This is a genomic window from Agromyces sp. NSFZ, assembly GCF_056156205.1.
The window spans coordinates 1,539,383-1,551,690 of the sequence record NZ_CM149585.1 but is presented as its reverse complement, the minus strand read 5'-3'; the positions used below and the strand labels follow the sequence as shown (position 1 = coordinate 1,551,690).

10 protein-coding genes are annotated in these 12,308 nt (G+C 71.0%); 4 read left to right on the top strand and 6 right to left on the bottom strand.

The window, feature by feature from the left end; translation table 11 throughout:
• Positions 1–27 precede the first annotated feature (27 nt).
• Positions 28–792, top strand: coding sequence for a lysophospholipid acyltransferase family protein (locus tag ACVFI9_RS07275; RefSeq protein ID WP_474765412.1), 765 nt, complete (start codon positions 28–30; stop codon positions 790–792).
• Positions 793–838: 46 nt separating this feature from the next.
• Complete coding sequence (locus tag ACVFI9_RS07270; RefSeq protein ID WP_474765410.1) at positions 839–1,750, top strand: hypothetical protein; 912 nt, start codon at positions 839–841, stop codon at positions 1,748–1,750.
• Positions 1,751–1,839: 89 nt separating this feature from the next.
• On the opposite strand, the gene ACVFI9_RS07265 is transcribed toward ACVFI9_RS07270, so the two are convergent.
• Complete coding sequence (locus tag ACVFI9_RS07265; RefSeq protein WP_474765409.1) at positions 1,840–2,319, bottom strand: OsmC family protein; 480 nt, start codon at positions 2,317–2,319, stop codon at positions 1,840–1,842.
• 94 nt (positions 2,320–2,413) lie between these two features.
• Between ACVFI9_RS07265 and gabT the strand changes: the two genes are divergently transcribed.
• The gene (gene gabT / locus ACVFI9_RS07260; protein WP_474765407.1) at positions 2,414–3,790 is read left to right on the top strand and encodes a 4-aminobutyrate--2-oxoglutarate transaminase; all 1,377 of its coding nucleotides are present in this window, start codon (positions 2,414–2,416) and stop codon (positions 3,788–3,790) included.
• Between the two features lie 4 nt (positions 3,791–3,794).
• Positions 3,795–4,784, top strand: coding sequence for an asparaginase (locus ACVFI9_RS07255; protein WP_474765406.1), 990 nt, complete (start codon positions 3,795–3,797; stop codon positions 4,782–4,784).
• A 156-nt stretch (positions 4,785–4,940) separates the two neighbouring features.
• Here the strand turns inward: ACVFI9_RS07255 and ACVFI9_RS07250 are convergent, their stop codons facing one another.
• From ACVFI9_RS07250 to ACVFI9_RS07230, 5 genes are all read right to left on the bottom strand, one after another.
• Complete coding sequence (locus tag ACVFI9_RS07250) at positions 4,941–5,741, bottom strand: ABC transporter permease (protein ID WP_474766198.1); 801 nt, start codon at positions 5,739–5,741, stop codon at positions 4,941–4,943.
• A 95-nt stretch (positions 5,742–5,836) separates the two neighbouring features.
• Positions 5,837–6,748, bottom strand: a complete 912-nt coding sequence (locus ACVFI9_RS07245; RefSeq protein WP_474765404.1) for an ABC transporter permease — start codon at positions 6,746–6,748, stop codon at positions 5,837–5,839.
• 2 nt (positions 6,749–6,750) lie between these two features.
• Positions 6,751–7,950, bottom strand: coding sequence for an ABC transporter ATP-binding protein (locus ACVFI9_RS07240; protein WP_474765403.1), 1,200 nt, complete (start codon positions 7,948–7,950; stop codon positions 6,751–6,753).
• A 2-nt stretch (positions 7,951–7,952) separates the two neighbouring features.
• Positions 7,953–9,137, bottom strand: a complete 1,185-nt coding sequence (locus ACVFI9_RS07235; RefSeq protein WP_474765402.1) for an ABC transporter substrate-binding protein — start codon at positions 9,135–9,137, stop codon at positions 7,953–7,955.
• A 161-nt stretch (positions 9,138–9,298) separates the two neighbouring features.
• Positions 9,299–12,217 (bottom strand): FtsK/SpoIIIE domain-containing protein, encoded by a 2,919-nt coding sequence (locus ACVFI9_RS07230; protein ID WP_474765401.1) that lies wholly within the window; start codon positions 12,215–12,217, stop codon positions 9,299–9,301.
• Positions 12,218–12,308 lie beyond the last annotated feature (91 nt).

The following is a 12,308-nucleotide window of genomic DNA, read 5'->3' as shown; positions in this document are numbered from 1 at the left end:
CCGGAATGCCGCCGAGCCTAAAGTCGGATGGTGAGCGAGATCGAAGCCGACGCCGTTCCGGCGCCCGTCGTGCGGCAGGGTCCGCTGTACCGCATCGTCCGAGGCATCCTGCGGCCGCTCGTGCGCCTGGTGTACCGTCCGACGATCACCGGCACGGAGCACGTTCCGAAGCACGGCCCCGTCATCTTCGCGAGCAACCACCTCTCGTTCGTCGACAGCGTCGTCATCCCCCTCGCGTCCCCGCGCCCCGTGCAGTTCCTCGCGAAATCGCATTACTTCACGGGCACCGGGTTCTCCGGATGGGTCTCCCGCACCTTCTTCTCCGCGATCGGCGCGGTCAGCGTGGAACGCGGTGCCGGCGCACAGGCGCAGGCGGCACTCGACCAGGGCCGTCGCATCCTCGAGACCGGGGCCGCCTTCGCGCTCTACCCCGAGGGCACCCGATCCCTCGACGGCCGCCTCTACCGCGGACGCACCGGCGTCGCCTGGCTCGCACTCGAGACGGGCGCGACCGTCGTGCCGGTCGGCCTCATCGGCACCCAGGAGATCCAGCCCGTCGGCGCGAAGCTGCCTCGCGTCCGCCCCGTGACCGTGCGCTTCGGCGCGCCGCTCGAGCTGAGCCGGCACGGGTCCGCCTCGTCCGGACGGGCTCGGCGGGCCGCGACCGACGAGATCATGGCCGCCATCCACGCGCTCACCGGGCAGGAGCTCGCCGGGCACTACAACGAGACCCCGCCCTCGGGCACGCTGGCGAAGATCGTCGACCGCGTCGTGCCGCGCGAGCGGGTCTGACCCGATTCCCAGCGTCCGCTCGCGTGCACCCGGTATCGTCTCGTCGATGAGGATCGCCGACGTCGCCGCCCGATGCCTCGCGGTCGCGCTCGTGGCCGTGTCGCTCGCCTCGTGCGCAGCGCCCGCACCCCAGCCGACGAAGGCACCCGAGGCCGCCGCCCGCGCGAACCTGCCCGAGCCGCCCACGTCGGAGTTCGACCCGGGCTACATCGTGAGCGACGACGCGTTCTTCGACAGCCGCGCGATGAGCGAGGACGAGATCCAGCGGTTCTTCGAGTCGGTGCCCTGCCGTGCCGATGAGGGCGTCCGCTGCCTCGCCGACTTCACGCAGTCGACGACGACCCAGCCCGCGGTCGGCGGATCGCACTGCGACGAGTACCGCGGCGGCATCCGCGAGCGCGCCAGTCGCATCGTCGCCAAGGTCGCCGACGCCTGCGGCGTGAGTCCGCGCACGCTCCTCGTGCTGCTGCAGAAGGAGCAGTCGCTGCTGACCCGCCCGACCACCTACGGCTACGAGCGGGCGACGGGCTACGGATGCCCCGACACCGCCGACTGCGAGGCGAAGTACTTCGGCTTCTTCAACCAGGTGTACAACGCGGCCTGGCAGTTCCGGCAGTACACCGAGGAACCCGAGCGCGCGTACCGGGTGGGCACGGTCGAGATCGGCTATCACCCCGATGCCGCGTGCGGTGCGGCACACGTCGAGATCCGAAACCAGGCCACCGCGAACCTCTACAACTACACGCCGTACCAGCCGAGCGATGCGACGCTCGCGGATCCCGACGAGGGCGACGCCTGTTCGGCGTTCGGGAACCTGAACTTCTGGCGCATCTGGCACCGCTGGTTCGGCGACCCGCAGGACGAGCGGCTGCCCGCGTTCTTCCCGCCGTGCTCGCGGCTCGTGGACGGGCACCCGTGTCCGGCGCAGCCGACGCTGCCGGCGGCGGCGCTGCCCTGACGCGCGTCTCGTCGACGCGATGACCGGCTCGCTTCGGCGGTCTCCCTTCGACCGGTTCAGGGAGCTTCGGCGGTCTCCCTTCGACCGGCTCAGGGAGCGAGGACCACGATCGTCGGCTCGTGGTGCACCGGGAAGTTGACGGACGCCGCGATGAAGCACTTCTCCGAGGCCTCGGCGTGGATCTCGCGGGCCACCTCGGCCATGGAGGCATCCGCCACCACCACGCGTGGACGGAGCATCGCCTCCCGGAAGGCGCCCCCGCCCCGGCCGTCCTCGACCATCGTGCCCGACGGCGCGTCCGTGTAGCCGCGCACGACCACGCCGTGACGGGTGGCGACGTGCAGGTACGACAGCATGTGGCACTCGCTGAGCGCCGCGAGGAGCAGCTCCTCGGGGTTCCATCGCTCCCGGTCGCCATGGAACACGCGGTCGCTGGACCCGGCGATCTCGTGCAGCTTCCCGGCGGCACGCACGACGTGCGCACGACTGTACGCGCGGTAGTGCGACGTGCCTTCGCCGCGGTCGCCCAGCCACTCGAGTTCGAGCGTGTAGTGATGTTCGCCGAGCATGCCTCGTCCTTCCGACCTGGTACCGTCCCGCCCTCGATTGTGCACCCTGGCAGCCACGGCCGGCTCCGCCCGCGGCGATAGGCTTGGGGACATCATGACTGACACCCAGACCCCCGCAGAGACCGCGACCGCCCCGGTGTACTCCGTGCCCCAGGAGCGTCAGGTCGTGACCGCCATCCCCGGTCCGAAGTCGGAGGAACTGCACGCGAGGCGCACCAGGGTCGTGTCCGCGGGCGTGTCCTCCGCGCTGCCCGTGTACATCGAGCGCGCCAACGGCGCGATCCTCGTCGACGTCGACGGCAACCGCTTCATCGACTTCGGCGCGGGCATCGGGGTCACCACGGTCGGGCACACGGAGCAGCGCGTCGTGGCGGCGGCCGCGAGCCAGCTGCAGGATGTCATCCACACGCTGTTCACCATCACCCCCTACGAGGAGTACGTGCGCGTCGCCGAACTCCTCGCCGAGCACACGCCCGGCGCATGGGCGAAGAAGTCCGTGCTCGTGAACTCGGGCGCCGAGGCTGTCGAGAACGGCGTCAAGATCGCGCGCAAGCACACCGGCCGTCGCGCCGTCGCGGTGCTCGACCACGCCTACCACGGCCGCACCAACCTCACGATGGCGATGAACTACAAGGCCCACCCGTACGCGACCGGCTACGGCCCGTTCGCGGGCGACGTGTACCACGCGCCGAGCTCGTACCCCTACCGCGACGGCCTGTCGGGCGACGACGCGGCCGCGCGCACCATCGCGTACCTCGAGAAGGCCGTCGGTGCCAGCGACCTCGCGTGCCTCGTCGTCGAGCCCATCCAGGGCGAGGGCGGCTTCATGGTGCCCGCCGACGGCTACCTGCCCACGCTGCAGGCCTGGTGCACCGAGCACGGCGTCGTCATGATCGCCGACGAGATCCAGAGCGGCATGGCCCGCACGGGCCGATACTTCGCGAGCGAGCACTTCGGCTGGGAGCCCGACCTCGTGCTCTCCGCGAAGGGGATCGCGGGCGGACTCCCCCTCGCGGCGGTCACCGGGCGTGCCGAGATCATGGATTCCTCGCACCCCGGCGGACTGGGCGGCACGTTCGGCGGCAACCCGGTGGCCTGCGCCGCCGCCGTCGCGGTGTTCGAGTCCATCGAGGAGAACCACCTCCTCGGCGAGGCCGAGCGCGTCGAGCGCACCCTGAAGGCCGGCCTCGAGCGACTCAAGGAGCGGTACGACATCATCGGCGACATCCGCGGCAAGGGTGCAATGGTGGCGATCGAGCTCGTGCAGCCCGGCACCGGCGAGACCACGAAGCAGCCGAACCCCGAGGCGGTCTCGGCGCTCGTCGCGTACGCCGCCCAGCACGGCGTGCTGTTCCTGAACGCGGGCACCTGGGGCAACGTGCTGCGATTCCTGCCGAGCCTCGCCGTGACCGACGCGTTGATCGACGACGGACTCCGCGTGCTCGACGACGGCCTCGCGTCGCTCGGGTGACCCGGTGACCGGCACTTTCTCCGTCGCAGACGCCGTCGAACTCGCCGTGGTCGAACGCAGTGGTTTCATCGAGTCCAGGCACGCCGGCTCCGCCGTCGTGCTCTCCCCTGAAGGCGAGGTCCTGCGCGCCCTCGGGGACACGCGCACGCCCGTCTTCCCGAGGTCATGCCTGAAGCCGTTCCAGGCCGTCGCCGTGATGACCTCGGGCGTCACGCTCCGCGGTGAGGACGCGGCGATCGCCACCGCGAGCCACTCCGGCACGGCGGCGCACGTCGCGCTGGTGCGCGGACTGCTCGATCGCGCGTCGCTCCCGCCATCGGCGCTCGGGTGCCCGCCGGCGGCGCCGTCGGACCAGGTCGCGCGCGACGAGCTGATCCGCCGCGGCGGGGCCCGCGAGCGCATCTACATGAACTGCTCGGGCAAGCACGCCGCCATGCTGCTCTCGTGTGTCGCCAACGACTGGCCGCTCGACGGCTACCTCGACCCCGAGCATCCGCTGCAGAAGCGCGTGCTCGACGTCGTCGAGCGCCTCACCGGCGAGCGTCCCGCCGCCACGGCCGTCGACGGATGCGGCGCCCCCGTGCACGCCATCAGCCTGGGCGCGCTCGCGCGCGGCATCCAGAAGATCACGACCGCGGCCACCTCCTCCCCGTTCGCGCTGTTCCGCGAGGCGGCGGCGCTCACTGAGTCCGTTCGCGAGAACCCGTGGGCCGTCGGCGGCCCCGGCCAGCCCGACACCGTCGCGATCGAGCGCCTCGGCGTGTTCGCGAAGGTGGGCGCAGAGGGCGTCATGGTGATGACCGCTCCCGACGGCACCACCACCGCACTGAAGGTGCTCGATGGATCGTCGCGCGCGTCGACGATCATCGCCCTCCGGCTCCTCGCCGACGCCGGCGCCGTCGAGCACGCCGCGGTCGATGCCGTGCAGACCGAGCTCGACCTCTGGGTCATGGGCGGCGAGCGGCGCGTCGGCGAGGTGCGCGCGACGGTCTGAGCCTCGCCGCCTGCGCCGGTTCGGCGGCCTCCGCGCCACTCGAGGTGGCGCGCCGGCTCCCGACGTGGCGCAGGCGCGGAGCATCCTCGCCCCAAGGCGGACGACGGATGCCGCGACGGGATCGGCCCCGTCGCGGCATCCGCCCCCGTGGTCTCGTCAGCCGAGCTTGGCGAGCCGCTTCGTGCGCGCCGCGCGCGACACCTGCGCGCCGATGACGAGCACGAGCGCGAACAGGAACACCGCCGACGCGATGACGTTCGCCTCGGCCGGGATGCCGCGCGACGCCGAGATGTACACGTACTTCGGGAACGTCGAGGTCGACCCCGAGTTGAAGTTCGTGATGATGAAGTCGTCGAAGCTCAATGCGAACGACAGCAGCGCGGCCGCGAGGATGCCCGGGGTGAGCAGCGGGAAGGTGACCCGCCAGAACACCTGGGCCGGCGACGCGTAGAGGTCTCGTCCGGCCTCCTCGAGCGCCGGGTCGAGGCTGGCGACGCGAGCCTTCACCGTCACGACGACGAAGCTGATGCAGAACATCGTGTGGGCCAGGATGATCGTCGTCATGTCCTTCGGCACGCCGACGGCGAGGAACTGGGCCGCGAGCCCCGCACCGAGCACGACCTCGGGGGTCGCCATGGGGAGGAACAGCAGGAGGCTGATCGCCGAGCGGGCGCGGAACCGATACCGCACGAGGGCGATCGCGATCATCGTGCCGAGCGCGGTGGCGATCACCGTGGCCGTGAGGCCGATGACCACGCTGTTGCCGAACGCGGTGCACACCGCGCCCCCCTCGACGTTGCAGACGTTCAGCCACTTGTCGAACGTGAACCCACGCCACGAGATGTTCGACTTGATCGAGTCGTTGAACGAGAACACGAACGTGTAGACGATCGGGATCAGGAGGAACACGAGCGCGATCGCCGCGTACGCGGGCAGCAGCCAGTCGCCGAGTCCGATGCGGCGACCCCTGGGCCGCGGCGCCGGACGACGCGCCTCCTGCTGCTCGCTCTCGGCGAGCCCGCTCAGCACGGCCCCCGCCTGGACTTCGCCGCTCACAGCAGGTCCTCCGTTCCGGAACGCTTCACGTAGATGCCGACGAGCACGAGGATCGCGGCCATGAGGATGATCGAGAGCGCCGCCGCCGCGGGGTAGTTGAGCAGCACGAGGAAGTTGGCCTCGATCACGTTGCCCATCATCTGCGTGTCGGGCCCGCCGAGGAAGTCGCGGCTGGCGTTCACGAAGTCGCCTGCGGCCGGGATGAAGGTGAGGAGCGTGCCCGCGACGATCCCGGGCATCGAGAGCGGGATCGTGACCTTGCGGAAGACCGTGAACGGGCCGGCGTAGAGGTCGCTGCCGGCCTCGAGGTATCGGATGTCGAGTCGCTCGAGCGTCGAGTACAGCGGCAGGGTCATGAATGGGATGAAGTTGTACGTGAGCCCGAAGATGACCGCGAACGCGGAGCCGGTGAAGTGCGCGTCGGGTGCCATGAGCGACAGCGCCTTCAGCGAGGTGATGATGAACGACTCGTCGGAGAGGATCTGCTTCCATGCGAGCGTGCGCAGCAGGAAGCTGATGAAGAACGGGGCGATGACCAGGACCAGCATGAGGCTCTGGAGCAGCGGCCACCGCCTGGCCTTGACGCCGATGAAGTACGCCAGCGGATAGCTGAACAGCAGTGCGAACACCGTCGCCGCGAGCGCGTACCCGAACGACCTCCCGATGTGCGGGAGGTAGTCCTGGATGACCACGACGTAGTTCTGCCAGTTGAAGGCGTATTCGTACTGCCCGATGTCGCCGAACTCGCTCGGCTGCTGCAGCGAGGTGAGCACGAGCGAGACGAGCGGGGTGAGGAAGAACAGCACGAGGTAGGCGATGCCGGGCAGCAGGAGGAAGAGCGCGATGCGGCTCTTCTTCTTGGGTGCCTGCGGCTGCGCCTCCGCTGTCGCGAACGCTGCGAAGGCCATCGTCAGCTCTCCTCGAGCTCCGAGACGAGCGCCTCACGGCGCTGCACGGCGATCGATCGCGTCGAGTCGTCGGCGGGGAATCGTCCGACCTCGTTCGGTTCGTCCTCGAGGCCGAAGCCGTGGTCGATCGTCCAGCTCAGCCAGACCTCGCTGCCGAGATCGGCGATCGGGCCGACGCCCGTGTTCTGCGCGAAGACGACGACGGTGCCCGCGGCCGGGATGTCGACGAGGTACTGCGTGCTCACGCCCGAGAACGAGACATCCACGACCCGGCCGGGGCCGAGCACGTTGCGGTCCGCCGATTCGGCGGGCTCCGAGACGTGCAGTGCGACCTTCTCAGGACGGACGCCGACGGTGACCTCGCCCTGATGGCGCTGTGCGCGTGACATCGGCACGATGATGCGACTGCCGGCGGCGGCCACCGTGATGGCCGTGCTCGTGGTGCCGACGACCTCGCCCGTGAACAGGTTGGACTGTCCGAGGAAGTTCGCGACGAACGAGGTGCGCGGCAGCTCGTACAGCTGCTCGGGAGCGCCCATCTGCTCGATGGCGCCCTTGTTCATGACCGCGACGGTGTCGGCCATGGTCATGGCCTCCTCCTGGTCGTGCGTCACGTGCAGGAAGGTGAGGCCGACCTCCTCCTGGATGGTCTTCAGCTCGAGCTGCATCTGGCGTCGCAGCTTCAGGTCGAGCGCGCCGAGCGGTTCGTCGAGCAGGAGCAGCGCCGGCCGGTTCACGATGGCGCGCGCCAACGCGACGCGCTGCTGCTGACCGCCCGAGAGCTGCTGCGGCTTGCGCTGTGCGACGTGATCGAGCTCGACGAGCTTGAGCGCCTCGTGCGCCTTGCCCATGGGATCGGCGATGCGGCGGCGCTTCAGCCCGAACGCGACGTTCTCGATGATCGTCATGTGCGGGAACAGCGCATAGCTCTGGAACACGGTGTTGACGGGTCGCTCGTGCGACTTCGTGTCGGTGACGTCCTTGCCGCCGATGAGAATGCGGCCCTTCGTCGGCTCCTCGAGGCCGGCCACGAGCCGGAGCGTCGTCGTCTTCCCGCACCCCGACGGGCCCAGGAGCGCGAAGAAGGATCCGGCGGGGATGACCAGGTCGAGTTCCTCGATCGCGGTGAATCCCGGGAACCGCTTCTGGATGCCGACCAGCTCGAGGTCGGCGCCGCGTTCGGCGAATTCGCGAACCGACATCGTCACGCACCCAGCAGGATGCTCTGGAAGTCCGCCTGGTACTTCTGCTCCTCGGCACCCGTGAGCGCGCGGAACACGTAGGCGTTCGAGAGCGTCTCCTCGTTCGGGAAGATGAGCTGGTTCTCGGCGAGCTCGGGGTCGATGGCCATGGCGGCCTCCTTCGCGCCGACGACCGGGGTGATGAAGTTCACCCAGGCGGCGACCTCGGCGGCGACATCGGGCTCGTAGTAGTAGTTGATGAGCTTCTCGGCGTTCGTCTTGCGGGGCGAGCCGATGGGCACGAGGAAGTTGTCGTTCCACAGCGTGCCGCCGCCGGCGGGGATCAGGAACTCCCACTTGTCGCCGGCCTCCGCGTTGATGACCGTGATGTCGCCCGACCAGCAGATCGCGGCGAGGGTGTCCTCGCTCTTGAGGTCTTCGAGGTAGGAGTTGCCCTTGATGTTGCGGATCTGGCCGTCGTCGACCTGCTTGCGAAGCTGCTCGAGCGCCTCGTTGTACTCCTCGTCGCCCCAGTCGCCGGAGATGTCCACGCCGTTCTCGAGCATGAGCAGGCCCATGGTGTCGCGCATCTCGGAGAGCACGCCGACGCGGCCCTTGAGCTCGGGGTTCCACAGGTCGGAGACCGAGGAGAGCCCGCCGGGGATGGCCTCCTTGTTCCAGCAGATGCCGGCGAAGCCGCCCTGCCACGGCACCGACATCTCACGACCCGGGTCGAAGTCGACGTCCTTCAGCGAGGCGGTCAGGTTCTTGAGGTTCGGGATGTTGCCGTGGTCGAGGGCCTGGGTGTATCCGAAGCGGATCCAGCGCGCGACCATCCAGTCGGTGAGACAGACGGTGTCGGCGCCGATGTCCTGGCCGAGGGCCAGCTGGTCCTTGACCTTGCCGTAGTAGGTGTTGTTGTCGTCGACGGCCACCTCGTAGTTGACCTTGATGCCCGTCTCCTCCTCGAAGGCGAGCAGCGTGGGGTAGTTGCCGGCGTCGTCTTCGTCGATGTACGCGGCCCAGTTCGCCCAGTTGAGGGTCTTGTCGTTCGCCGACTCGTCGGCGGCGGCCGTCGGCTTGGCCTGGCCACCGCCCGTGGAGCACGCGGCCAGCGCGAGCGCGGATGCACCGGCGCCGGCGCCGGCGAGGAGGGTGCGACGATTCAGCTGCGCCCGACGCGCCTGGGCGATCAGGTTGCGGATCATCGGGTCCTGGGGAAATGGCCGAGCGCTCACGGGGACTCCATTCGGGTGGTGCACGTGCAAGGGGTGGGTTGATATTGCCACATTGAGGGCTCGGAATCACGCGATCATGTCCGAATCGTTAATTTCTGACGACATAGCGTTCGGATTCAGTTCCCGATCGGTCATTCAGGTGATGTTTTCAGTTGCACCGGTCGCGGCGGCCATCCGGCTCTCCGCGGCGGCCCGCCCGGAGCCCTCACGACGCACTGGGCGGCCTCGTCGTCGAGCAGCGGCGCGAGCCCGCGGCCCGTCTGGAACACCCGCTGCTCCCGTGGGCCGCCGTGCACGACGATCGTGGCGTCCTCGCGCACGAGCGCCGCGATCGACCAGTTGGCCGTCCAGGCGTCGGCGTCGCCCACGACGAGCTGCGTGCGAGGCGCCTCGGCGGTCGAGCCCGACCCCGCGGCCGTGGTCGCGATCATCGTCCGCACGGCCGTGTCCCCGGTCGGCTCGAGCAGCATCGCCGGCAGCCCCGCGTCGCGGAGCGCCGCGAGGTCCGCTCTCGGCGAGGCCGAGACCACGGCGAACTGGCCGTCGCCGACCTGCAGCGGCTCGGCCATCGGGTGCGGGTCCTCGGGCCGGTGCGGGGCATCCACGACCTGCACGCGGTGCCCGTCCCACTGGCCCGCCCCTGGTGGTTCACGGCTCCGCCACAACTCGCCGGCCCCGCCGGCGTGCACGAGGTCGGCCCGACTCGCATGGCGGAGGAGCAGCTGCCGCCCGAACGTCTCGCGGAGCCCCGTGCCCACACGATGCGCGACGCCGGCGCTCGCGGCGACGACGACGCCGGCACGACGCCCGTCGCGCAGGATCGCCTCGAGGGTCTCGATCGCGGCATGCCGGTGCTCGTCGGGCCAATCGCGGAAGGCCGTGTCGAGGTCGTCGACGAGGAGCAGGAGCTCCTGCTGCGGCCGGGCCTCGCCGACCCGCGCGCGGATCGCCTGAAGCAGGTCCCATCGTCGGCTCCGCGGTCCGTCCAGCCAGGCCACCTCGAGCGGCCGTGGCTGCCGCTCGGCCGCGACGGCGACGGCCGCGAGCGCCGTGGTGCGTCCGCTGCCGGGTGCGCCGAGCACGAGGAGGTGCCCGTCGGAGGCCGGCGTCCAGGTCAGCACGTCCTGCCGTTGGCCCTCGGGCACGTCGACGAGTCCGATGGGGAGGGCGCCCGGTCGCAGGCGAGCGGATGCCGCGGCGCGGTCGAGCCCGTCGGGTGCGAGGCGCTCGGGCAGGGGGTCCAGCCAGGGGCGCCGCGGCGGCGGCGTACTGCCGTAGGCGACGCGGAGACGCTCGAGCGATGCGGGATCGACGCGTGCGGACTGGAAGACGAACGGGGCACCGTCGCCGACATCGATGACGCCGCGCCCCGGCCGGTCGGACGGGATCGCGGCGGCAGCATCCGTTCCCACCACGGCGACGCTGTCGGCGCGCTGCATGACGCGGAGCGACACGCGGATCGGGCAGTTCGCGGTGACCTGGTCGCGCACGACGCCGTTCGGTCGCTGCGATGCGAGCACCAGGTGCACGCCGAGCGATCTTCCGCGAGCGGCGATGTCGGCGATGACCGCGCCGAGGTCGGGGAACCGCTCGATCATCGCCTGGAATTCGTCGACCACGATGACCAGGCGCGCGAGGTCCACCCCGGGGCGGAGCTCGACGAGATCCCGGACCCGTTCGTCGCGGAGGACGCCCTCCCGGTGGCGGAGCTCGGTGCGCAGGCTGAGCACGGCGCGCTCCGCCTCGGATTCGTCGAGGTCGGTCACGATGCCGACGACGTGCGGCAACCCGCGGAGGGGTTCGAATGCCGCCCCGCCCTTGAAGTCGACGAGGAGGAACGCGACGCGATCTGGCGGGTGCACGCCGGCGAGCGCCGCGAGCCACGCGAGCAGGAACTCGCTCTTGCCGCTCCCGGTCGTGCCGGCGACGATGGCGTGCGGGCCGCGCCCGACGAGGTCGAGCTCGACCGGACCGTCGTGACGCAGCCCGACGTGCACGCGCAGGCTCGCCCGCGATACCGGCACGGCGGCGGGTTGGTCGAGCTGATCGAGCGCGACCTCGGTCGGGAGCACCCCGTCGAGCGCGTAGCCGACGCGCGCGGCGGCCGCCCGCATCCGCTCCGCCCAGGCCGCCGCCTCGGCGACGCCGATGAGCTCCGGCACGATCGCCTTCGCCGTACCGCCGGCTCCGCGTCGGTCGACGGTCGCCGTGCCGTGGCCCCGCACGTGCACGATCGTCGCGAGGCCCGGCGGAAGGGCCGCGGGCACGGGCGCCACGGCGATGGTCGCCGCACTCCCGCGCTGCGCGCGCTCGGACGGCGCCGCCCCGGCATCCACCACCCGGATCACGCCGTGGTTCGCCCCGCCGCGATGCGGGAGCCGCCCGGCCCACGACCACTCGGGGTCGTCGGGCACCTCGAGCCCCACGAGGTCGGGGCGGCAGCGGTGCGCCAGCTGGAGGACCACGCCCCTGGCCAGCGCCCTGGCCAGCGCGGGCGGCCCCACGATGCCGATGCCCAGTGCGGCATGCGCCTGCACCGGTGCGTCCCCGAGTCGGGTCGCCCGCTCGAGGAGCTCGCGATCGGCGGCATCCGCCGGGCTGCCCTCGACGCGCAGCGTGCTCACCGTGTCGCCGCGTCCGATGACCACCGCGCCGGGCGCAGCGTCGCGCCAGTCGGCGGCGGAGATCTCGCCGAGCCGTCGTGCCGCGGGCGCGCGTCGCCACGCGGCGATTCGCTCGACCGCGTGCCGCTCGACGATCTCCGCGTGCACGACCTCGAGCTGCGCAGCCCGCGCGGCCGCAGCGCGGCGTCGGCTGCGCCGTGCCTGCCGCCGCGCATCGAGCACGGAGGCCACGGCGACGAGCGGTCCGAGGGCCGCGAACGCGAGCGAGATCGCCGACCCCGTGATCATCCAGAGCACGAGCGCGCCGGCGATCGGCGCGACCGTGGCGAGCAGCGGGAACCCCGTCGGCCCCTGCTCCGGCGGATGCGGGGGCAGGACGATCGGCGAGCCGACCGGCTCGTCGGCTGCGGGGTCGGCTCGGTCCATCGACGCATCCGATCACGTCGTGCAGCTGCGAGCCGCGACGATCGCGCCGGAGACGCGGGCCTGCGGCATCCGCACGGCTGTGGAGGACGAG